This is a genomic window from Pseudomonas sp. CC6-YY-74 (assembly GCF_002025205.1).
Classification (GTDB): Bacteria; Pseudomonadota; Gammaproteobacteria; order Pseudomonadales; family Pseudomonadaceae; genus Aquipseudomonas; species Aquipseudomonas paeninsulae.
The window spans coordinates 77,469-99,292 of record NZ_CP019947.1; the positions used below are offsets into that span (position 1 = coordinate 77,469).

22 protein-coding genes are annotated in these 21,824 nt (G+C 63.7%); 7 read left to right on the forward strand and 15 right to left on the reverse strand.

Going from position 1 to position 21,824, the window contains the following annotated elements; translation table 11 throughout:
- Nucleotides 1–108 precede the first annotated feature (108 nt).
- The 5 genes from B2D37_RS00405 to B2D37_RS23475 are packed head-to-tail and all read right to left on the reverse strand — an operon-like array spanning nucleotide 109 to nucleotide 4,638.
- Nucleotides 109–858, reverse strand: coding sequence for an AraC family transcriptional regulator (locus B2D37_RS00405; protein WP_079200870.1), 750 nt, complete (start codon nucleotides 856–858; stop codon nucleotides 109–111).
- A gap of 30 nt (nucleotides 859–888) precedes the next feature.
- The gene (locus tag B2D37_RS00410; RefSeq protein ID WP_079200871.1) at nucleotides 889–2,208 is read right to left on the reverse strand and encodes an FAD/NAD(P)-binding oxidoreductase; all 1,320 of its coding nucleotides are present in this window, start codon (nucleotides 2,206–2,208) and stop codon (nucleotides 889–891) included.
- Nucleotides 2,205–2,441: a (2Fe-2S)-binding protein gene (locus tag B2D37_RS00415; RefSeq protein WP_079200872.1), complete on the reverse strand. Its 237-nt coding sequence runs from the start codon at nucleotides 2,439–2,441 to the stop codon at nucleotides 2,205–2,207. The genes B2D37_RS00410 and B2D37_RS00415 overlap by 4 nt, the downstream gene beginning before the upstream one ends.
- Nucleotides 2,438–3,559 carry an FAD-binding oxidoreductase gene (locus B2D37_RS00420; RefSeq protein ID WP_079200873.1) on the reverse strand — a complete coding sequence of 374 codons (1,122 nt, stop codon included), beginning with the start codon at nucleotides 3,557–3,559 and terminating at the stop codon, nucleotides 2,438–2,440. The genes B2D37_RS00415 and B2D37_RS00420 overlap by 4 nt, the downstream gene beginning before the upstream one ends.
- Nucleotides 3,556–4,638 carry a proline racemase family protein gene (locus B2D37_RS23475; RefSeq protein WP_079200874.1) on the reverse strand — a complete coding sequence of 361 codons (1,083 nt, stop codon included), beginning with the start codon at nucleotides 4,636–4,638 and terminating at the stop codon, nucleotides 3,556–3,558. Before B2D37_RS23475 ends, B2D37_RS00420 begins: the two co-directional genes overlap by 4 nt.
- 264 nt (nucleotides 4,639–4,902) lie before the next feature.
- Here B2D37_RS23475 and B2D37_RS00430 point away from each other — a divergent pair, with 264 nt between their 5' ends.
- Entirely contained in the window at nucleotides 4,903–5,094 is a 192-nt protein-coding gene (locus B2D37_RS00430) for a hypothetical protein (RefSeq protein WP_079200875.1), read from the forward strand.
- An 18-nt stretch (nucleotides 5,095–5,112) separates the two neighbouring features.
- On the opposite strand, the gene B2D37_RS00435 is transcribed toward B2D37_RS00430, so the two are convergent.
- The gene (locus B2D37_RS00435) at nucleotides 5,113–5,787 is read right to left on the reverse strand and encodes a GntR family transcriptional regulator (protein ID WP_079200876.1); all 675 of its coding nucleotides are present in this window, start codon (nucleotides 5,785–5,787) and stop codon (nucleotides 5,113–5,115) included.
- Nucleotides 5,788–6,005: 218 nt separating this feature from the next.
- Between B2D37_RS00435 and B2D37_RS00440 the strand changes: the two genes are divergently transcribed.
- On the forward strand, nucleotides 6,006–6,293 hold the full coding sequence (locus B2D37_RS00440; RefSeq protein WP_079200877.1) for a PA4642 family protein: 288 nt from the start codon (nucleotides 6,006–6,008) through the stop codon (nucleotides 6,291–6,293).
- A gap of 224 nt (nucleotides 6,294–6,517) precedes the next feature.
- Here B2D37_RS00440 and B2D37_RS00445 read toward each other — a convergent pair whose 3' ends face one another.
- The 6 genes from B2D37_RS00445 to B2D37_RS00470 are packed head-to-tail and all read right to left on the reverse strand — an operon-like array spanning nucleotide 6,518 to nucleotide 13,380.
- On the reverse strand, nucleotides 6,518–7,849 hold the full coding sequence (locus B2D37_RS00445) for a DUF58 domain-containing protein (RefSeq protein WP_079200878.1): 1,332 nt from the start codon (nucleotides 7,847–7,849) through the stop codon (nucleotides 6,518–6,520).
- Between the two features lie 25 nt (nucleotides 7,850–7,874).
- The gene (locus B2D37_RS00450) at nucleotides 7,875–8,906 is read right to left on the reverse strand and encodes a MoxR family ATPase (RefSeq protein ID WP_079200879.1); all 1,032 of its coding nucleotides are present in this window, start codon (nucleotides 8,904–8,906) and stop codon (nucleotides 7,875–7,877) included.
- On the reverse strand, nucleotides 8,903–10,096 hold the full coding sequence (locus tag B2D37_RS00455) for a DUF4350 domain-containing protein (RefSeq protein WP_079200880.1): 1,194 nt from the start codon (nucleotides 10,094–10,096) through the stop codon (nucleotides 8,903–8,905). Before B2D37_RS00455 ends, B2D37_RS00450 begins: the two co-directional genes overlap by 4 nt.
- A complete protein-coding gene (locus tag B2D37_RS00460; protein WP_079200881.1) occupies nucleotides 10,093–11,670 on the reverse strand; it encodes a DUF4129 domain-containing protein in 1,578 nt (525 codons plus the stop codon). The genes B2D37_RS00455 and B2D37_RS00460 overlap by 4 nt, the downstream gene beginning before the upstream one ends.
- A complete protein-coding gene (locus tag B2D37_RS00465; protein ID WP_079200882.1) occupies nucleotides 11,657–12,637 on the reverse strand; it encodes a stage II sporulation protein M in 981 nt (326 codons plus the stop codon). Before B2D37_RS00465 ends, B2D37_RS00460 begins: the two co-directional genes overlap by 14 nt.
- Nucleotides 12,634–13,380, reverse strand: coding sequence for an RDD family protein (locus B2D37_RS00470; RefSeq protein ID WP_079200883.1), 747 nt, complete (start codon nucleotides 13,378–13,380; stop codon nucleotides 12,634–12,636). Before B2D37_RS00470 ends, B2D37_RS00465 begins: the two co-directional genes overlap by 4 nt.
- A gap of 159 nt (nucleotides 13,381–13,539) precedes the next feature.
- Between B2D37_RS00470 and sbcB the strand changes: the two genes are divergently transcribed.
- Entirely contained in the window at nucleotides 13,540–14,970 is a 1,431-nt protein-coding gene (gene sbcB, locus B2D37_RS00475; RefSeq protein WP_079200884.1) for an exodeoxyribonuclease I, read from the forward strand.
- A 179-nt stretch (nucleotides 14,971–15,149) separates the two neighbouring features.
- Here sbcB and mvaT read toward each other — a convergent pair whose 3' ends face one another.
- Nucleotides 15,150–15,527 (reverse strand): histone-like nucleoid-structuring protein MvaT, encoded by a 378-nt coding sequence (gene mvaT, locus B2D37_RS00480; protein ID WP_079200885.1) that lies wholly within the window; start codon nucleotides 15,525–15,527, stop codon nucleotides 15,150–15,152.
- Nucleotides 15,528–15,869: 342 nt separating this feature from the next.
- Between mvaT and purU the strand changes: the two genes are divergently transcribed.
- Together purU and B2D37_RS00490 are read left to right on the forward strand one after the other, a co-directional pair.
- On the forward strand, nucleotides 15,870–16,721 hold the full coding sequence (purU, locus tag B2D37_RS00485; RefSeq protein ID WP_079200886.1) for a formyltetrahydrofolate deformylase: 852 nt from the start codon (nucleotides 15,870–15,872) through the stop codon (nucleotides 16,719–16,721).
- A gap of 46 nt (nucleotides 16,722–16,767) precedes the next feature.
- Nucleotides 16,768–17,193, forward strand: a complete 426-nt coding sequence (locus B2D37_RS00490) for a CBS domain-containing protein (protein WP_079200887.1) — start codon at nucleotides 16,768–16,770, stop codon at nucleotides 17,191–17,193.
- Between the two features lie 51 nt (nucleotides 17,194–17,244).
- Here the strand turns inward: B2D37_RS00490 and B2D37_RS00495 are convergent, their stop codons facing one another.
- Complete coding sequence (locus B2D37_RS00495) at nucleotides 17,245–17,925, reverse strand: pirin family protein (protein WP_079200888.1); 681 nt, start codon at nucleotides 17,923–17,925, stop codon at nucleotides 17,245–17,247.
- Nucleotides 17,926–18,062: 137 nt separating this feature from the next.
- On the opposite strand from B2D37_RS00495, the gene B2D37_RS00500 reads away from it, so the two are divergent.
- Nucleotides 18,063–18,266 carry a hypothetical protein gene (locus B2D37_RS00500; protein ID WP_079204853.1) on the forward strand — a complete coding sequence of 68 codons (204 nt, stop codon included), beginning with the start codon at nucleotides 18,063–18,065 and terminating at the stop codon, nucleotides 18,264–18,266.
- A 23-nt stretch (nucleotides 18,267–18,289) separates the two neighbouring features.
- Here B2D37_RS00500 and B2D37_RS00505 read toward each other — a convergent pair whose 3' ends face one another.
- Nucleotides 18,290–20,167, reverse strand: coding sequence for a methyl-accepting chemotaxis protein (locus B2D37_RS00505; protein WP_079200889.1), 1,878 nt, complete (start codon nucleotides 20,165–20,167; stop codon nucleotides 18,290–18,292).
- Between the two features lie 133 nt (nucleotides 20,168–20,300).
- On the opposite strand from B2D37_RS00505, the gene B2D37_RS00510 reads away from it, so the two are divergent.
- Nucleotides 20,301–21,773, forward strand: coding sequence for a helicase HerA-like domain-containing protein (locus B2D37_RS00510; protein WP_079200890.1), 1,473 nt, complete (start codon nucleotides 20,301–20,303; stop codon nucleotides 21,771–21,773).
- Nucleotides 21,774–21,824: the final 51 nt, after the last annotated feature.

Sequence of the window (21,824 nt, forward strand, 5' to 3'; positions counted from 1 at the left end):
GGGCACAAGGCGAAACGGCCGCAACGCTGCGCTTTGCTGAGGCTGATGGGCTCGCTTCGCTCTGTTGCAAGGCCGCATAGACGAGCGCAGCAGTTGTTCTGCGGCTTGCTAAGCGTCGCGCAGACGCTCGCGATACTGACTGGGAGACAACCCGGTGAGGGCCTTGAACTGACGGCTGAAGGCGCTGTGATCGGTGTAGCCGCAGCGCAGGGCGATGTCGGTGATCGGCAGGTGCGCGGCCAGCAACTGCGAGGCCGCGCCCAGGCGCGCCTTGTGGATCATCTGCCGTGGGGTGAGCTGGAAGATGCGTTTGCAGTGGCGCTCCAGTTGGGCGACGGACAGGCCGGCGATGGCGGTGAGGTCTTTGAGGCTGATGGGTTGGGCGTAGTGCTGGCGGATATGCGCGTCTACCGCGGCCAGTTGCTGATAGGCCGGGTGACTAGCTTGCGGGGCCTGCAGGTCGTAGGAGATGCCGGCCATGCCGATGATCATGCCCTGCGGGTCACGCAGGGCCAGCTTATGGGTCAGGCACCAACCCGGCTGACGGCCGGGGTACAGGTGCAACTCCAACTGGTCGCTGAGCTGCCCGCTGCCCTCCAGTACCCGACGATCCTGCTCGGTGTAGAGCGGGCCGAAGCGTGAGGGAAACACCTGCTCGGCGGTCTGGCCCAGCAACTCATGGTGGTTGTTTACCGCGCAGCGCTGGCTCAGGGTTTGGTTGACCAGCACATAGCGGGCGGCGGTGTCCTTGATGAAGAACACCACGCCGGGCATGGCATCCAGCAGGGGCGTGATCTGTTGCAGGCTGCCCAGCAGCTCGGGCAGATCGCGCGGGGTGGGCAGCGGCAGGGGCAGCATGCAAGGAATCCAGGCGAGACGGGAAGCCCGCTACTCTAAGTCGGTCTGCACGGCGCTGGGAAGCGTCGCGATTTTGCCTGGAGTGGGGGCCGGCGCCGCGTCGGGTGCGTCGGCCAGGTGCAGCAGGGTCTCACAGCGCACCGGGGAGAACGGCGGGCGCGGCGCCGGGGCCGGCCAGTCGAACAAGAATTGCGTCGCGCCGCCACAGATCCGCCCCTGGCAGGCGCCCATGCCGCAACGGCTGCGCAATTTGGCGTCGACCCAGTCGTCGCGCCCGGCGAGTGCGGCATAGGGCACATCCTCGCAGCGGCAGACCAGGGTGTCCGGCGCAGCCAGTTGCTTGAGCCGCGGGTCGAGGACGAAGCTGCGCCCGAGACGATCGGCGAAGGCTTGCCAATGCTGGCGCTGTGGCCACAGCGCGCGGGCTTTGGCTTGTTCGCCGATGGCGCTGTGACCGGCGATGGCGCCTTCGATCAGGGCCAGTTCGCTGCCGCCGAAGCCGGTGCATTCACCCGCCGCGTAGTGATCGCGCAGGCTACAGGCTTGCCATTGATCGACGGCGATGGCCTGTCCGGCGATGCGGCAGCCCAGGGCCTGGCCCAACTGGGTGTTGGGCAGCAAACCGAAACCACAGGCCAGGCGCTCGCAGGGGATCTCCAGCACTTTACCGTTCTGCAGCAGGCGCACAGCTTCCAGACGTTCCTCGCCGAGCGCGGCCAGTACATGGCTGTTGCTGCGGTAGCTGGCATCGAACAGCTGCAAGGCCTGCAGCAGCTTGCTTGGCCAGCGCGGCAACTGCAGGGCGAACCCGGCCAAGGCAGTCGCGGGCGCCTGTTCGGCGATGCGCAGGACTTGTGCGCCGGCCTGTTTGGCGCTGGCGGCGCTGGCCAGCAACAGCGGGCCGCTGCCGGCGATCACCAGGCGTTCGCCGGCCACCGGCACGCCGCCCTTGATCAGCGCCTGCAGGCCGCCGGCGCCGGTGACGCCGGGCAGGGTCCAGCCGGGGAAGGGCAGTAGCAGCTCCCGCGCGCCGGTGCAGAGGATCAGCTTGGCGTAGCGTGCGCGCCAGGCGCGTTCGCCATCTTCCAGGAGCAACTGCTGCGGCCCGGCGATGGCGACCACTCGGGTCGAACTGAACAGCCGAATATTCTCCGCCGCCGCCAGTGCCGCGCGATGGCGTTGGGCATTGGCAGGCAGCTGGGCTTGCACGCCGTCGCGCCAGATCTGCCCGCCGGGGAGCGGGTTGTCGTCGATGACGCCAATGCGCAGGCCACTGGGGGCGGCAGCCAGGGCCGCGGCCATGCCGGCAGGCCCGGCGCCGATGATCAGCAGGTCGAAATCTTCGTTCATGCGTGGGTCTCCACGCGCATGCCGGGTTGGCACAAGGTCTGGCAGGCCAGGCGGCGCTGGCCGTCGATGCTGACCCGGCACTCCTGGCAGATGCCCATGCCGCACACCGGGGCACGGCGCTGACCGCCGACCGAGGTGCGGCTGCTGCCGTCGCCACCCAGATAGAGTGCGGCGGCTACCGTACTGCCCTCTGCGACACGCAGCGCAAGACCATCGAGGCTGAGTTCGATCATGCACTGTGCTCCAGGGGCCGAGGCGCCGGCAGAAAGCGTCCCGGTAGATAAGGGCTAGGGTCGATGTCCGCGGGTTCCTTGAACAGTTGCGCGGCGAGAATCTGGGCGCTGCCCGGCGCGGTGGTGACGCCCAGCCCTTCGTGGCCGACCGCCAGCCACAGACCGGGCTGCTGCGGATGCTCGCCGAGCAGTGGCAGGCCGTCCGGGGTGGCGGCGCGAAAGCCAGTCCAGCTGCGGATGGCATTCAGCTCGGCCAGCCCCGGCAGGTAATCCAGGGCGCGGCGCAGCATGCGCGCCAGCACCGGGCCCTCGACCTGCGGGTCGAGGCTGTCGAACTGGCGCGAGGAGCCGAGGAAGATCTGCCCGGTCGGCCGTGGCTGCGCATTGAAGGCCACCGAGGTGCCTGTGCTGGCGTGGGCGCTGGCGGCGTAGCCGAGTTCGACCAGTTGATGCTGGATGCGTCCGGGGTAGCGGTCGGTGATCAGCAGATGGCCCTTCTTCGGCCGGATCGGCAACTCGGGGCACAGCTCGGTGGCGTGAATGCCGTTGGCCAGCACCACGGCCTCGGCAGTCAGCCAGCGGCCATCGACCAGGCGCACGCGGTTGCCGTCGACCTCGCTGACCTGCTCCTGGCGTCGGGTGATGCGTGCGCCGCCCTGTTGCAGCAGCCAGTGCGCGGCATTCGGTGCATAGAGGATGCTGTCGCCGCTGACTTTCAGCGCGCCGAGCAGACCCTTGCGCAGCATTGGCTCGGCTTGGCGCAGGGCAGCGCCGTCGAGCATCTGGCAGGCGATGCCCTGGGCGCTGAGGGTTTCCCGCTTGTGTTCGGCGGCCTGCAACTCCTCGCGGTTGGCGGCCAGCCACAGGGTGCCGCAGTTGCGGTAGGCGCAGCCCGCGTCGAGGCTTGGCGCCCATTGCCGCCACAGTTCGATGGAGTATTGACTGAGCGCCAGTTCCGCCGGGTTGTCATCCATCGCCACCAGATGGCCCATGCCCACCGCCGTGGCGCCACCGCGCTGGCTGTCCAGCACCAGCACGTCGAGGCCGCGGCGGGCGAACTCATGGGCGCAGGCGCTGCCGACTATGCCGGCACCGACGACGATGATGTCGGCATTCATGGACGAATGCCCCAGGCAAAGGGATCGTCGTCCTCCAGCAGCAGGGTGGCCTCGGCGCTGAGGTGGGCGCGACCGCGAATGGTCGGAACGATGCGCCCGTCTGCCTGCCACTCGTAACTGGCCTCGAACTGGCTGCCGATCACGCTGGCCTGGCGCCACAACTGACCGGGCTGCAGTTTGTCGTCGGCGGCCAGGCAGGCCAGCTTGGCGCTGGTGCCGGTGCCGCAGGGCGAGCGGTCGTAGGCCTTGCCCGGACACAGCACGAAGTTGCGGCTGTCGGCTCGCAGCGAAGCTGCTGCGGGCTTCGCGCATGATGCTGCGTTAAGAGCAGGCTCAAAATGCTCATTTACGCCTTGTAAACTGCGCTTTTTCGCCTGCTCTTGCCTTGCCTCCTCTTCGCTCGCGACGCTTGGCTGCGAGCCGATCGGCGTTTCGGGATCGGCAAATAGCTCGATGTGGTCGATCTCGCCGCCATCCTCGCCGCGGATGGCCTGTTGCCCCAGCGCCTGGCGCACTGCCCAGCAATAGGCGGTCAGCGTTTCGAGGTTGTCACCGGCGATGCGCTGGCCGTGTTCGCCGATCAGGAAGAACCAGTTGCCGCCCCAGGCGATGTCGCCGCTGACCGTTCCCAGGCCGGGCACCTGTAGGCTGACCGCCTGACGGTAGCGGTAGGCGGGCACGTTGCGCACGCTGACCGAACGATCCTCATGCAGGGTCGCCTCGACCGTGCCGACCGGGGTTTCGATGCGGTGCAGGCCGGGCTGGATGCGCCCGAGGTGAGCGAGGGAAATTATCAGGCCGATGGTGCCGTGGCCGCACATGCCCAGATAGCCGCTGTTGTTGAAGAAGATCACCCCGGCACTGGCGCTGGGGTCCACTGGCGCGCACAGCAGCGCGCCGACCAGTACGTCGCTGCCGCGCGGTTCGAGCATGCTGGCGGCGCGCCAGTCGTCGAAGCGTTCGGCCAGTAGCTGGCGGCGCTCGCTCATGCTGCCGTGGCCCAGGTGCGGAAAACCGTCGAGCACCAGGCGGGTCGGTTCACCGCCGGTGTGTGAGTCGATGACGCGGATGCGTTTCATGGATGCCAACACCTGCACAGGAATAGTCAGTACAAGACTGGCCGCTCAGGCTGCCTGCGGCTTGATGGGTTTCATGGTGGCAGATGACGATATCGGCACAGCGCCAGGCGAGAAAGCCGAGCGATGTAAGCGCCGGCAAGCGATCCTCTGCTCCCGAGATTCCAGCACTGCGGCTAAGTGGGGTGAGGTCATGCGAGAGCTCTTTGCAACGCCTCGCTGGCGCAGCTGGCTATAGATCGGGACGATCGGCGCGATGCACAGCCGATGGCTCAGGACGGCCTCGAGGCCGTCGCCAAGGTCATCAGGCCGGTGCAGGATCAATTCTATGGTGATCGCACGGGCACGCGGCAAGACCCCTTCGGGCCTATCTGGCTTATCGCCACCCACAACCAAGACCTTTCAGTGGCGGCGCTCGGCAGACGCGCCGAGGCGCTGGTCAAACCGGGGGATGGCTGACCGCAGATTCGCCGTATCTCAGTTCGGCGTCAGGCGATTGGGCAGGTGCTCATAGAGGGTGCGGCAGACGCCGATGATGTGTTGCTCGATCAATTCGGCGGCCTTGTCGGCATCGCCCGCACGGCAGGCCGCGAGGATCTCACGGTGCTCGTGGTCGGCGCGGTCCTTGCCTGCGGACAGGCTCATCTGCATGCGCAGGTAGCGTTCCACCTTGTCGTGGATGGAGCGAATCAGGTTGAGCAGGAAGGGCCGCTGCGCCGGTTCGTAGAGGCAGGCGTGCAGTGCCCAGTTCAGCTCGGCCCAACGGCCGATGTCGGTCTCGCCGATGAACTCCTCGCAGATGCGTTCGGCGCGGACGAAGGTCGCCGCGGTCATGTTCGGCACGGCCAGGCGAATCGCCTGGACTTCCAGCAGCACCCGCACCTCGAAGATCTGCGCCAGTTCCGGCTCGGAGATCTTGGTCACCACCGCGCCCTTGTTGCGCTGGAATTGCACCAGCCCTTCGGCCTCCAAGCGCTTGAGTGCTTCGCGCACCGGAATCTTGCTGACATTGAAGATGCGCGCGATGTCGTCCTGGCGGACCGGCTCATTCTCGGCGAAATGGCCGCCGATGATCGCGTCGCGTAGGTGCTTGGTGATGACTTCCGAGGCGGTCGGGGTGACGCCGAGGTTGGGGGCGGTGAAGGTGGGCAATGGCAAGGGAGTGGCCCCCGGTTAGTTAGTGTTGGTGAATATTGTATACGATGAGTCGGGCGAACCGTGCCTGCTTACGCGTAGCCCGTTCGCCGCGGCATGCATCAGTGAGTCTGCTCAGCTATTGCTCCTCTGCTTGATCGGTTGATGCGTTGAGCCACTGGGTTCGCCAGAGGTACACTGCCGGCCCCGTGTGGTCAGCCGAGTTGGAGTGAACAATGCGTAAAGACAAGAAACAGGTGATTGGCGAAGAGATTGGTGATGAGCCGATCAAGCTGTTCCTCGCCGTGGAGCCGGCTGACGCCACGCCGCCGTCGTTGCATAAACTGATCAAGGCCTATCGCGGCCTGCGCGTCGACGATTTCACGCGGTTCGTCGGCTTCTTCGTCGAAGCCGGTTACGACCTCGAGGCCAAGGATGCCCAGGGTCGCGACTTCATCGCCCTGGTCCAGGAACAGCGCTTTGCCGAACCCTATATCGAGGTGATCAAGGCCGCGCGCGGTTGATCATCTTGGTCGCAAAAAGCCCGCTCGTTCGCGGGCTTTTTTGTGGCTATGTCCCTGTACGTGTTGCAAGAGACACAGGGCGTTTGTGAGAGCGGATTTATCCGCGAAAACCGTCGCTACAGCAACAAAACTTCGCGGCTAAAGCGGGGTGCCGCCCAGCCGCTCCCACGAGACTGCGGCTAGCTCAACATCTAACGGGGATATAGCCTTTTGGGGAATGGGGACTACAACACCCCGGCCTTCTTCCAGGCCAGATAGCGGCTGACCAGCTGCGGGCCCAGTTCGCTGGGCCGGGCGTCGAGTACCGGCACGTTGTGCGCGGCCAGACGCTCGTGCAGGCCGGCGCGGTCGTTGAGGTAGTCGACCGTGCCGCAGTAGCTCAAGGCTGTTGCCAGATCCTCGACCGGTGTGTGGCGCAGGCTGTCGAGCACCTCTTCGCGCAGGCTGGCGATCAGTACGCGGTGCTGGCGGCCGATGCGTTTGACTGCAGCGAGCAACTCCTGATCGTCTTCGTCGCGCAGGTTGGTGACCAGCACCACCAGGGCGCGGCGCCGCTGGCGGGCGAGCAGGGCGTCGGCCGCAGCGGCGAAGTCGGCCGGCTGCAGGGTGCTGCGCAGGTCGTACACGGCATTCAGCAGTACATTGAGTTGCGCCGGTCCTTTGACTGGCGCGAGGAAGCGCTGCTGTTCCCCGGCAAAGGTTGCCAGGCCCACCGCATCGCCCTGGCGCAGCGCCACATAACTGAGCAACAGGCAGGCATTGAGGGCGTGGTCGAAGTGCGCCAGTTCGCCATCCTGGCTGCGCATACGGCGGCCGCAGTCGAGCAGGAAGATGATCTGTTGGCCGCGCTCGTCCTGGAACTCCCGGGCGATCGGCGTGCGCTTGCGGGCGGTGGCTTTCCAGTCGATCTGGCGCAGGCTGTCACCGTCGCGGAAGTCGCGTAACTGGTGAAATTCCAGGCCGAGGCCGCGACGCGGACGCTGGCGCACGCCAAGCTGGCTGAGCCAGTCGTCGACCGCCATCAGTTGCGCGCCATGCAGGCGGGCGAAGTCCGGGTAGACCCGGGTTTCTCCGGGCAACGGCAGATAGCGGCGAGCCTGCCACAGGCGCAGCGGGCTGGGCAGGCTGACTTCACATTGGTCGAAATGGAAGTGCCCGCGGAGCAGCGGCCGCACGCGGTAGGCGAATTGGGTCTGTTCGCCCGGGTGCAGATCGATGCGTTGCGGCAGGTGCTCGAACGCCATGCCGTCGGCCACATGGTCGAACACCTCCAGCGCCACGGGCTGGGCATAGGCGTGGTGCAGGGTCAGCTGCACCTCGCTCCAGCGGCCCAGCGGCAGATTGCCTGGCAGCTGGCGCTCGAGGCGTGGCGAGGGCAATTTGCCCAAGCGCAGGGCATCGACCAGCGCCGCGCCAGTTAGCGCCAGCAGCAGTCCCCACCAGAGCGCCTGCAGGCTTTGCGGCACCTCGACTGCCAGGGCCTGCAAGGCGCCGAGCACAATGGCCAGGCCGAGCAGGACGCCGAGCAGAATCAGCAACGCGCGCGCGGGCTTCATGCGCTAGCACCCTGGGTCGAGCGGTTCATAGACGCGGCGCCGGGACCTGATCGAGCAACTGTTGGAGCACCTGGTCGACTTCCAGGCCTTCGATGTCCAGCTCCGGCGCCAAGCGCACACGGTGGCGCAGTACCGCCAGGGCGCAGCTCTTGATGTCATCCGGCAGGACGAAGTCGCCGCCGCGCAGCAGGGCGCGGGCGCGACCGCCACGCACCATAGCGATCGAGGCGCGTGGCCCGGCGCCGAGAATCAGTCCCGGCCAGGTGCGGGTGGCACGGGCCAGGCGCACGGCATAGTCGAGCACCTGTTCGTCGAGCGGCAGATCGCTGGCGATCTTCTGGATGGCCAGCAGATCCTTGGCTTGCAGCAGGGCGCGCAAGGGGGTGACGTCGAGCATGTCGGCGCGGGTCGAGCGGGTGACCTGACGCACCATGTTCAGTTCTTCGGCCTGCTCGGGGTAGTCCATGCGCAGCTTGAGCATGAAACGGTCCAGCTCGGCTTCGGGCAGTGGGTAGGTGCCTTCCTGCTCGATCGGGTTCTGCGTGGCCAGCACCATGAACGGCAGCGGCACCGCCAGGGCGCGCCCTTCGAGGGTGACCTGACGCTCCTGCATGACTTCCAGCAGGGCCGCCTGGGTCTTGGCCGGCGCGCGATTGATCTCGTCGGCCAGCAGCAGGTTGGTGAACACCGGGCCCTTGCGCAGCTTGAATTGCTCGCTTTGCAGGTCGTATACGGCGTGGCCGGTGACGTCGCTGGGCATCAGGTCTGGGGTGAACTGGATGCGGCTGAATTCACCCCCGAAGCAGCGTGCCAGGGCACGTACCAGCAGGGTCTTGCCCAGGCCGGGGACGCCCTCGATCAGCACGTGGCCGCCGGCGATCAGGGCGGTGAGCACATCGTCGACCACGGCATTCTGGCCGATCAGCGCCTTGTGCAGTTCCAGACGCAGGGCCTGGGCCAGTTGGCTGGCGCGCTGGCGCTGCTGCGCCGGACTGCTCGGCGTTTGGGTTGCGGCTGCAGCGGGCGGGCTCAGCTGTTCGGGCATGTGTTCGCTCATAGGGCATTCCTGAGTGTTTGCAGGTGGGCGACCTGGCGGGTGAATTCGACGGCGGGCAGGCGCTGCTTGGGTAGCGGCCGCATGGCTTGGCTGATGGCGCGGCTGGGCAAGCGGGTCAGGCGCCCCAGCACCTGCCATTGTTCGGTCACGCCGAGGCGTTCGAAACCAGGATGACGGCGACGCGCACGGCGCTGGATGTCCTGCTGCAAACCCTGCAGCAGGCTGTGTTGGCCGCAACGGCGGAGAAGGAAATCGGCACTGCCGCGCAGGTGTTCCTGCAATTGCCGGCGATTCGGGCTGGCCGGCGCTTGCAGCGGGCCCTCACGCATACCGACGCGCCACAGGCCGAGGCCGACCAGCAGGGCCAGGGCCAGCAAGGCCTGGGGGAAGTAGCGCAACAGCAGGCTGAACAGGTTGTCGCGATCGGCGTGGTAGAGCAGGGTCACGGCGCTGTCCTGACTCAGGTACCAGAGCAGCCAGGCATTGTCGTAATCGGCGATCCTGTCGTTCTGCCAGATCCAGCTGTCGCTCAGCACGCTGATCAGACCGTCGCCATGATAGAGCTGAACCAGGTGGGTCGCCGCAGCGCTGTTGGCCCAGGCATGCGCGCGATTCTGCGCATCGTAGAGATGAAAGCCGGTATCGAAACTGAAGTAGGCCGGCGCTTGCTCGTTTTCCAGGTAAAGCTGGGTCAGCTCGGGGTAGGCCTTGGCCGTGGCATCGTCTGCCGCTGGCGTGGGTTCCTCGATCCCGCCCTCAGGCTCGTCGATATCGTCGCTCTGGTACTGCTGCAGGCCCAGGCTATCGAGCAGCAGGTCACCGCTTTTGCCCTCATCCTCATCCCACAGGCGTTCGGCAACGAACACCAGGTGCCCACCCTTGGCCGCCCAGGCCCGCAGGCGTGCGACCTGGCGTGGGCGCATGCGTTGGCGATCGCCCAGCAGCAACAGGGTCTGCCCGGCGCTGGGCAATGTCGATAGCACCTGCAGGTCATCGACGCGCTGCACCCGCAGGCCCTGTTGGCGCAGAAAGTGCTCGGCGGCCAGGTACGGGTTGGCCTGCGCTTCGGGTGCCGGGCCGTGCTCGACGGTTTCTTGATAGGGTTGGGCGCGGCTCAGCAGATAGAGACCGAGCAGGCCCAGGGCAAGCACAAGCGCGCTGCCGAGGATGAGCTGGTGGCGTCTGCTCATCCTCGTACACCGTCATCGAACAGGCGCCGCCAGTCTTGGCACAGCGCCTGGCGCAGATCATCCGGCGGCAGGCGATGGCCGTAGGCGAGGTTCTGCCAGTGCAGGGTCAGGGTTTGGCTGAGGTCGCTCAGTTCGGCCTGATCCAGCTCCTGAACCAGGCGCAGCACTTCGCTCTCGGTGTGGGCGCTGTGCAGGGGCAGGTGATAGTCGTGCAGTAGGCGGCTGAGCAACGCGCGATAGAGCAGGCCGAGGGCCGCGCGCGGTTGCTCGGCCCAGAGCCGCTCGACTTCGCCGGCGACATCCGCCGGCAAGCTTTGCGGGGCCACTTCCAGGCCGAACAGCTGGCTGCTGGGCGGCGTTGCGGCGCGTTGCGCCAGGCCAATACGCCCGGCGAAGGCGCCGAGCCATTGGCGATAGCGCCAGATCAGCAGGGCCGCCAGGCCGAGCAGGGCTGCCCAGAGCAGGGCCTCGAAAAACAGTGCGACGGCGTCGATGCTGTTCCAGAACTCGGCCAGTTTGAAGAACTTTTCCAGCAACTCCAACAGGCCGCTGATCGGCTCCTCGTTCGGTTGTGCGGTCTCTTCCTCGCCGAAGCGCCAGCGCGTGACGGTTTCGCGGTGCTCAAAGGGAGGGCGATCCAGCAGTTGCTCGATGCTGTCCTGAGCGGCCTGGCTGCTCAGCGGTTGTTTGAGCAGGCGTGCGGCCTCGGGGCCACTGGGATCTTCCACCGGCAGCGGGCAACTGCCGATCTCGGCAGCCATGACCGGCAGGGGGGCTTGCAGCAGTAACAGGCCGCAACCGAGCAACAGGGCATAGGCCACGCCGGTCAGGCGCTGGCGCAGTTGGCGGAACACCAGTTCGATATCCCAGCCCTCCAGGGCGGTGCGCCGATTCAGGTAGAGGGTAAAGCCGCAGGCGACATAGACCGGCTCCCAGACGATCAGCACCAGGACATACAGCAGGTTGGACAGGTGTTCCAGCCACAGCCATTCGCCGGCCGCCGCGTTGGCCAGGCTCTGCCAGCTCCAGTCCAGTTCGATCTGCGCCGGCAGCAGCAGGTAGAACAGGCTGGCCAGGCCCAGCCACAGGGCCATTTCCAGGTGCATGCCGACCACCGTCAACCAGGTCGCAGCGCCGGCATCGCGTTGCCCCAGTACCACCAGGCGCTGGCTGCGCGCCTGGCCGGACAGCCCTTCCAGTTGCATGACCGGCAGATCGAAGCTGCGCGTGAGACTGAAGCGGCGCCAGGTCAGGCTGGCCAGCAGTTGTGGCTTGAGCAGGCCCGGCAGGGCTTTTAGTGCGTGCTTGAGGCTTGGCGTGTCGCCGAACAGGGCGCGCGCGAGGATATGCAGCGGCAGGCGCTCGTAGGCCGGTTTCAACCACCAGAAGGCGAATATCGCCCAGCCCGGGTAATCCCACAGCAACAGGCAAAGCAGGGCGAAGATCGGCAGGCTGACCAATGCCCAGCTGGCTATCAGCAGGCCGGCATGCCGGCGCGCCAGGAGCACGCCGAGGTCCAGTGCTTCCCAAGGGCTGCGCGGGCGGATCGCCACGCTGGCATCAGTCAGGCGCATGGGCACCTCGGCCGGCCAGCAGCAGATAGCTCAGCACCAGCAGCCACAGGCCTGCGCCAACTGCATATTTGACGGTTGGCGCGGCGAAGGTCATCGACGACCAGTAGGCCTCGATAAAAGCGGCCAGAAGCAGAAATACAATGACCCCGCCGACCAAGCGCACGCTGCGCCCGGCAGCCAGGCGCAAGGCTTCGCTACGTGGCAGGCGACCGGGCGCGAGCAGTGCCCAGCCGAGCTTGAGACCGGCGCCGCCAGCCAGGGCGATGGCGGTCAATTCGAAGGCGCCGTGGCCGATGACGAACGACCAGAAGGTCTCGCCGTAGCCGATCTGGGTCAGGTGGCCGGCCACCGCGCCGATCATCAGGCCGTTGAACAGCAGGAAGAACAGGCTGCCCAGGCCGAACAGCAGGCCGCTGGCGAAGGTCTGAAAGGCGATGCCGATGTTGTTCATGATGTAGTAGCCGAACATCAGCCAGTCGTCGCCCGAGTGGCGTTCGCCGAAGCGCCCGAGGCGCCGGGCATCGGGGTCGTACATCTGCTCCATGCTCGCGACCTGCTGCGGATCGACCAGGCTGTAGATCAGCTCGGGGAACAGATAGACCAGTACTCCCATGCTCAACAGGCTGCCAAAAAACACCAGGCTGGCGATTAGCACGCAGCGCCATTCGGCCCGCACCAGGCGGGGAAAACCGGCGAGTAGGAAACCGATCAACTGCGCGCCCAACGGGCTGCGGTGGCGATAGAACTGCTGGTGGCCGCGTAGCGCCAGGTGTTGCAACTGCTCGATCAGGTGATTGCTGTAGCCGCGTGCCTGGGCCAGGGCCAGTTGCTGACAGAGGCGTCGGTACGCGGCGGCGAAGCCCTTGCTCTGCTGGCTGTCGGTCTTGCCGCGTTCGAGCGCGTCGAGTTGTCCGGCGAAGGCTTGCCAGTCGGCTTGGTGGCGACTTTCGAACAGGCTCTGTTTCATGTCGGCCCCAGCAGGCCGCGGGCGATGCCATTGATCCGCTGTTCCGCCTGCTCGCGCGGTACCTGCAGTGGCTCGGCAAGAATCGCCGCCAGCTCGGTGCGGCGTTCACTGGACAGGCTGGCGCCGCGCTCGGCAAATCCGAGCAAGGCCCGTTGCTCTACCAGGTCGAGGGCGAAGGGTGCATGCAGCGGTTCCGCCTGCGGCAGGCTCGGGCGCGCGGGCAGGGTGTCGCGGTACACCACCAGAGTGCCGGCGGCGATATCGCCGAGGCGCTTGAACGCCGGGTGATTGAGGCAGCTGAGAATGCCCAGGGTGTAGCCGAACGGCAGGATATCGACGAAACGCAGCAGGTTGCGGGTCAGCGAAGCGGCCCAGCCGACCGGGGTACCGTCATCGTGCACCACGCGCAGGCCGAGCATCTGCTTGCCGGGCGAGCGGCCCTGGTTGAACACCTCGAACAACACCATGTACCACCAGGTCACCAGGAACAGCAGGATGGTCGCCAGGCCCATGCCGAACTTGCCGAGCAGACCGAGGACGACGTACGTCACCAGCAATAGCAGGCCGCGAATCAGCAGGTCGATGGTGAAGGCCAGGGCACGCGGCACTACACCTGCCGGACGCAGGAGCAGATCGATGCCTTCCGGGGTTTCCACCTGGTAGCGGGTATCCAGCAGCGCAGTTGGCTGCCGAACGGGTGGTCGAGGCGGACGCGGAGATGGCGAGGTGGCGGAATGCGGCATCGGCGGTCTGCGCTGAATAAACCCCGATGCTAGCCAGCGACAGGCGGCGAAGCAACCAATCTGCATGCAATCTGCGCTCGAGGCAGGCAATCCGTGCCTGCCGGATGGCCGCGCGGGCAATGCTAGACTGGCTTCGCCCACTGCCTATAGGAAGCCGCCGTGACCTCCAGTCTGTTCTGGTACGACTACGAAACCACCGGTATCGATCCGCGCCGCGACCGGCCGCTGCAAGTCGCCGGGATTCGCACCGACGAAGACCTCAATGAAATCGGCGAGCCGCTGAACATCTACTGTCAGCCCAGTGACGATATTCTGCCGCATCCGGCCGCCTGCCTGATAACCGGCATCACGCCCAGTCAGTTGGCGAGTAAAGGCTTGAGCGAGGCCGAATTCATGGCCCGCGTGCATGCCGAAATGGTCCAGCCGGGCACATGTAGCGTGGGTTACAACAGCTTGCGCTTCGACGATGAAGTCACCCGCTACAGCCTGTACCGCAATTTTTTCGACCCCTATGCCCGCGAGTGGCAAGGTGGCAACAGCCGCTGGGACCTGATCGATCTGGTGCGCGCGGCCTATGCCTTGCGCCCGGATGGCATCGTCTGGCCGGAGGAAGACGGCCGCGTCAGCCTCAAGTTGGAGCGCCTGACCGCGGCCAACGGCATCGAGCATGGCCAGGCCCATGACGCCCTGTCCGATGTGCGCGCGACCATCGCGCTGGCTCGGCTGATTCGCAGTAAGCAGCCAAAACTGTACAACTACCTCTATCAACTGCGCAGCAAGCAACGGGTGCTCGACCAAGTTAGGTTGTTACAGCCCCTGGTGCATATTTCCGGACGTTTCGCCGGTGCGCGGCATTATCTGGCTTTGGTGTTGCCGCTGGCCTGGCATCCGCGCAATCGCAACGCACTTATCGTTTGCGACTTGCACGCCGATCCGGCGCCATTGCTCGAGGAAGATGGCGAGTCCTTGCGTCGGCGCCTATATACCCGGCGCGAGCAACTGGGCGAGGGCGAGTTGCCGGTACCCTTGAAGTTGCTGCACATCAACCGTTGTCCGGTGGTCGCGCCGTTGAATGTGCTGCGTGGCGAAGATATTCAGCGTTTGCAGTTGGACATGACCGAGCCTCTGCTGCACGCCGATCAATTGGTTGCCGCTCAGGCGCAATGGCAGGAAAAACTCGGCCTGATATATGGCGAAGAAGGTTTTGCGTCCAGCGAGGATCCCGAGCAACAGCTATATGATGGTTTTATCGGTGATCGCGACCGGCGTTTATGCGAACAGGTGCGCAGTGCCGATCCAGCACAGTTGGCCCAGAATGTCTGGCCGCTCGATGACGCGCGCTTACCTGAATTATTATTTCGTTATCGCGCGCGCAACTTTTCTTCCAGCCTGGACGCAGCAGAACAGCAGCGCTGGGTGATATTTTGTCAGCAGCGGTTAACCCGGCCCGAGTGTGGCGCGCCTAATACCTTGGCGAATTTTGAGACGGCGCTCGGCGAAATATTCGCTCAGGCCACGCCGAGGCAGCAGGCCATGCTCACTGAGTGGCGTGACTATGCGCAGCAATTGCGTCTGCGCTATGCACTTTAATGGGCTGTGAGGCGTCAGGGGTTAGATAGCAAGTGGCTGTTGTCTGTCGACTCTGTAGGATGGCTCACCGCCAGGCCCTCCCTGCGTTTGCCAGCAACATAGGGTTGTTACAGAATAAAAAAACGCCAGCAAGGCTGGCGTTTTTTTATGCGCTGAAATCGACGATTCAAGCGTAGAGCTTAATCCAGCAGGGTTGCCCAGCTTTCAACAACATCGCCGCCCCACTTGGCTTTCCACTCTTTCAAGGTCTTGTGGTTGCCACCTTTGGTTTCGATCACTTCGCCGGTGTTCGGGTTCTTGTACTGCTTAACTTTGCGAGCACGCTTGACCCCGGTGGTCTTGGCGCCAGCGCGCGGTGCCTTGCTGATTTTGGCGTCCGGGTCGAGCATGGCGATGATGTCACGCAGGGACTTCTGGTATTCGCCCATCAGCGTGCGCAGTTTGCCTTCAAATTCCAGTTCTTTTTTCAGCTTGTCGTCTTGCGACAGATTTTTCAGGCGCTCTTGCAGTTCTTTGATGGCTTCTTCTGTAGCGCGGTATTCGTTGATCAGCGACATGCGGCTTACCTTGAATTGAGTAGGTGGTGGCTAAGTGTCAGTAATAATAGTCAGACACTTTTGACAAGTAAACAGCTTTGCAAGATTTTGCCACGCTTTATCAAACAAAGTTTTAACTATGCGGCTGCGATAACTCCATGATTCCGCCAGTCAGTGTTTATCCGTTGCCTCTCGAGGTTCGCGCAAGGCCACTATCTGCAACAAAAGCGTATAGCCTGGCGCTGTCAGGTCGAGGCGGCTCGGTTGTCTGGCAAGACGTGGTTGAACTGGATTTCAGGAATACTGCAGTTTTCTCGTACTGTGGCTAGAATGACCGACTTTGCCGCTTCTCTGGAGTTTCCCATGCGTACTTTTCGGCTGGTCATAGCCTGCCCGGACCGCGTTGGTATTGTGGCCAAGGTCAGTAATTTTTTAGCCACCTACAATGGCTGGATCACCGAAGCGAGTCATCACTCGGATAATCACAGCGGTTGGTTCTTCATGCGCCATGAAATTCGCGCCGATTCCTTACCGTTCGATTTGCCGGGGTTTCACCAAGCCTTTGCGCCCATCGCCCGTGAATTTTCCATGGAATGGCGGGTCACTGATTCGGCACAGAAAAAACGCGTGGTGTTGATGGCCAGTCGCGAGTCGCATTGCCTGGCTGACTTGCTGCACCGTTGGCACAGCGATGAATTGGACTGCGATATTGCCTGTGTGATTTCCAACCATGACGATATGCGCAGCATGGTCGAGTGGCATGGTATTCCCTATTTCCATGTGCCGGTCGAGCCGCAGAACAAGCAGCTGGCCTTCGATGAAGTTGAGCGGCTGGTCAAAGCGCATGCCGCCGACGTTATTGTCCTGGCGCGTTATATGCAGATTCTCCCGTCACAACTGTGTCGCGACTTTGCCCAGCGGGTGATCAACATTCACCACAGCTTCCTGCCGTCGTTCGTCGGCGCCAAGCCCTACCACCAGGCCTCGCTGCGCGGGGTCAAGCTGATTGGCGCGACTTCGCACTATGTGACCGAGGAGCTGGATGCCGGGCCGATCATCGAGCAGGACGTGGTGCGCGTCAGCCACCGCGACAGCATCGAAGAAATGGTCCGTCTGGGCAAGGATGTGGAAAAAATGGTGTTGTCCCGTGGGCTACGCTATCACTTAGAGGACCGTGTATTGGTTCACGATAACAAGACCGTGGTGTTCGACTAATTGCCGTGTCGTGCATTAACCAAGTGCAGGTTGAAGGAGTTCGCTAATGCTCAAATCTATTAAGGTGCGCGATTACATGACTCGCCATCTGGTGACCTTTCGGTCCGACACCGATCTGTTTACCGCCATTAATCGGCTGTTGGAGCATCGCATTGCTGGTGCCCCGGTGGTTGACTCCCAGGGACACCTGATCGGCTTGTTATCCGAGGGCGATTGCCTGCGCGGCATTCTCTCGGGGGCTTATTACGAGGCGATCGGTGGCGTGGTCAGCTCTTACATGAATACCGAGATTGAAACCATTTCTCCGGAAACCGACGTCATTGAGGTATCCGAGCGCTTTTTGCGTGGTCGCCTGGGGCGCATCCCGGTGGTGGAGAACGGACGCCTGGTTGGCCAGATCAGCCGCAGCGATGTGCTGCGTGCGGTCAAGGAGTTCGCCCAGCACGATCAGGGCAAAGCCCTTTCGAAATAAGATACAAGTCGCCTGCAGGTCCGTGTTCCAAGCCCTGCAGGCACCGAAGTTTCAGACCGCAGGCAAGTCGAACAGCAGCGCCTCGCCCTGACCCTGCAGGTTGAGTGTGCCGGGCTCGCGCACTTGCAGGCCATCGCCAGTGGCCAGATGTATGCCTGGACCGTTCAACTGGCCCGTCAACAGCTGCAAGTAGAACCAGCGCCCTGGGGCAAGCACATAGTCGAGCGGGCCGCCCTGCCAGCGGTAGAGGGTCATGTCCTGGGCGATCTGCAGGCTGCCGTCGGCGCCGTCCGGGGTGGCGATAACCTGCAGGCCTTCCTGCGTGGCAAAGGCGCGCTGCTGATAGCCCGGCGCCAAGCCGCGTTGCGCCGGTTCTATCCAGATTTGCATGAAGTGCACCGACTCGCTCGCCGAGGCGTTGAACTCGCCGTGGCGGATGCCGGAGCCGGCGCGCATCAGCTGGAATTCCCCGGCCTGGATTTCTTCGCGGGTGCCCAGCGAATCCTGGTGCGCCAAGGTGCCTTGGCGAACATAGCTGATGATTTCCATGTCACGGTGGCCGTGCGTGGCAAATCCGGCACCGGCCATGACGCTATCTTCGTTGATCACCCGCAGGTGCGAGAAACCCTGAAAGCGCGGGTCGTAATACTCGCCGAAGGAAAAACTGTGGTAACTGTTCAGCCAGCTCAATTGCGAATGGCCACGTTCGGCAGCGGGGCGAATCTGGTACATGATCACCTCTGGGAAGTACGTCGAGGTGGTCATTGTGAGAAGTGGAGTGATCGATAAAAAGCGTAAATTTGCGCTGATATCGATCGATTTAAATGATGTATTGGGCGCTGATTTTGGCGCTAGCGGAGGTGCACAGCATGCAAGACCCCCTGGATCGCGCTACCTCGCAGCCACCGCCGACCCTGGGTGAGGGCTGTGTCAGGCGTTATGACCCGGATGCCTTGAGCCCGCAGAGCGGTACTGAATTTGCCGATGCCGCCGAGCTGTGGCGCAAGCTGCAGGAGCAGGCTGGCGAGCAACTGGAACCCGCGGACAAAGAACCAAAAAAGGGCGCCGAATAGGCGCCCTCTTGCTGTTGACGATTTCAGATGCGGAAGCTGTCGACCAGTAGCTTCAGGCGCGAAGCCTGTTGTTCCAGATCGCCGCAGGCGCGTAGGGTGGCCTGCAGGTTTTCCACGCCATCCTGGTTGAGGGTGTTGATCTCGGTGATGTCCATGTTCAACGACTCGATTACCGAGGTCTGTTCTTCGGTGGCGGTGGCCACCGACTGGTTCATGCCGTCGATCTCGCCGATACGCAGGGTCACGCTGCTCAGGCGCTCGCCGGCCTGGTTGGCGATCTGCACGCTTTCTTCGCTGTAACGCTGGCTCTCGGTCATGGTGGTGACCGACTCGCGCGAGCCGACCTGCAGTTCCTCGATCATTTTCTCGATTTCCTGTGCCGACTCCTGGGTGCGGTACGCCAGGTTGCGCACCTCGTCGGCGACCACGGCAAACCCGCGACCCGCTTCGCCGGCCCGGGCCGCTTCGATGGCGGCGTTGAGCGCGAGCAGGTTGGTTTGCTGGGAGATGCTCTTGATCACCTCGAGAATCTGGCCGATGTTCACCGTCTTGCTGTTCAGCGTTTCGATGTGGCCACAAGAAGTGCGGATCTTCCCGGACAATTGATTCATCGCCTGGATGGTTTTTCCCACCACTTGGCGACCATCTTCGGCCTGCTCCCGAGCACCGGAGGCCTGGGTCGAGGCATCTGCGGCGTTGCGCGCGATTTCCTGGGCGGCGGCGCCTAGCTCGTTGATCGCAGCGGCCACGCTGTTGGTGCGGCTGGCCTGTTCGTCGGAGTTGATCATCGAGGAGTTGGAGGCGGCCACCACCAACTTGGCCACCTCGTTGACCTGGTGGGTGGCCGAGGACACTTCGCGGATCGAGCCGTGAATCCGTTCGACAAACTGGTTGAAGGCTTTGCCCAGGGCGCCGAATTCGTCGTTGGACTGGATCGCCAGGCGCTTGGTCAGGTCACCGTCGCCCTGGGCGATGTCCTGCATGGCTTTACCCATCAGGGTCAGCGGTTGCAGCAGCAGGCGGATCAGCATGCTCAGCAGGAGGATGATCAGCACCACCGCGATCAGCGTGGCAACTATGGCCGAGGCGCGGAAGTCACTGAGCGCCGCATACGCCTTGTCCTTGTCGATGGACAGGCCGACGTACCAGTTGACCGAGGGCAGGCCCTTGACCGGGGCGAAGGTGAGGATGCGGGTCTCACCATCCATTTCTGTCTCGCTGAAGCCGGAGGTAATGCGCGGCGTGTTGCTCGGGTAGAGGTCCCTGAGCGTCTTCATCACCAGTTCTTTCTGCGGGTGCACCAGGATCTTGCCATCGGCACTGACCAGGAAGGCATAGCCAATCCCGTCAAAGTTCAGCGAGTTGATGATGTTGACCAAGGTGGTCAGGCTCAAGTCACCGCCTACCACGCCGGCCGATTGAGCTGGTGAGGCGATGGCGATGATCAGTTCGTTGGTCGCGGCATCCACAAAGGGTTCGGTAAGAATAGTGCCGCCCGCACGTTGAGCATCCTTGTACCAAGGGCGGGTGCGTGGGTCGAAGTCTTTAGGCATCGCACTGTTTGGGCGCATGGTGAAGGCGCCGTCGTCGCTACCCAGATAGGTAAAGGCGAAGGTTGAATTGAGGGCTTTCTGTTCCAACACGCTAACGACCTTGTCGGATGATGCGTCTTGGGCAATTGTCTGAGCTGTGCTTTCTACCAACAAGATGCGACCGGACAACCAGTTTTGGATAGTGCCAGCGGTTACCTCACCCATTTCATTCAGGTAGTTTTCCAGATTGGCGCGAATTGCATGACGTTGCAGGTAATCGTTGTATAGGGTGAATAACGAGAAGGCGGCGATTACCACCAGGGAAGCCGCAAGCAGAATCTTGTGACTGAATTTCAGATTGTGGGTCATGTTTTATGTTGTTCACTATGGTCAGCTGCCAGTCGTAGCTGGCTGTAAGTTGCACGCAGTCTGTGGCGCTAGGGACCGCAGTCTTGCTATCTCGGCACCCGTGGACGAATCCTTTAACCTGGGAGACACCGAAATGTCCGTATCAGAGCAGTTTGTTTTCGGCGCTGACCTTGCTGGTCAGCCGGTCGCTCAGGCCTTGCGCTTGGCCAATCGGCATGGGCTGGTGGCGGGTGCGACCGGCACCGGAAAAACCGTGACCCTGCAGCGTCTCATCGAGGGCTTCAGCGATGCCGGGGTGGCGGTGTTCGCCGCGGATGTCAAAGGTGACCTCTGTGGTCTCGGCGCCGCCGGGGCGCCTCAGGGAAAAATCGCCGAGCGCATCGCCAGCATGCCCTGGCTTGAGCATCGACCGACGGCCTACCCGGTTACGCTATGGGATATCCATGGCCAGAGCGGTCATCCGTTGCGCACCACCCTCAGCGAGATGGGCCCGCTGCTGCTCGGGGCTTTGCTGGAATTGACCGACAGCCAGCAGGCCGCCCTCTATGCGGCGTTCAAGGTGGCGGATCGCGAAGGGCTGCTATTGCTCGACCTGAAAGACCTGAAAGCATTGCTGGCGTACCTGAAGAGCACGCCGGCGGTGCTCGGCGAGGACAGTGCGCTGTTCACCACAACCTCTGCCCAGGCCCTGTTGCGGCGCCTGTCGAGCCTCGAGCAGCAGGGCGCCGAAGCCTTGTTCGGCGAGCCGGCGCTGCAACTGGAAGACATTCTGCAGCCGGATCGCGACGGGCGCGGGCGCATTCATCTGCTCGACGCCAGCCGTCTGGTGCATGAGGCACCGAAGGTCTACGCGACCTTCCTGCTGTGGCTGCTGGCCGAGTTGTTCGAGCAGTTGCCGGAGCGCGGCGATGCCGACAAGCCGCTGCTGGCGCTGTTCTTCGATGAGGCGCACCTGCTCTTCGCCGACACCCCGAAAGCCCTGCAGGAACGACTGGAACAGGTGGTTCGGTTGATTCGTTCGAAAGGCGTGGGCGTCTACTTCGTCACGCAATCGCCGAGTGACTTGCCCGATGACGTGCTGGCCCAGCTTGGCCTGCGGATTCAGCACGGCTTGCGCGCCTTCACCACCAGGGAGCAGAAGTCTCTGCGCGCGGTAGCGGATGGTTTTCGCCCCAACCCCTCGATCGATACCCTGGCAACCCTGACCGAACTCGGCATCGGCGAGGCCCTGGTTGGCACCCTGGAAGACAAGGGCACGCCGGCCATGGTCCGGCGCGTGGCCATTGCGCCGCCACAGTCACGCATCGGCCCGTTGAGCGAGAGCGAGCGGGCCGCGCTGATTCGGCAGTCGCCGCTGGCCGAGCGCTACGACAAGCCGATCGACCGCGAGTCGGCCTACGAACTGCTCACCGCCCGTGTCGCCCAAGCCAGTGTCGAGGCGGCGCAACCGCAAACCAAGGAGAGTCCCGCAGGCGGCATTGGCGGCATGCTGGGCGGCCTGGCCGGGCAGGTGATGAAAAGCGCCGTACGCCAGGCCGCCAACCAGCTTGGTCGGCAGTTGGTGCGCGGTCTGCTGGGCTCGTTGCTGGGCGGCAAGAGACGATAACGCCACGCCGTCAATAACCGCGGTTATCGAGCGTTATCCCAGCGGGGCTAA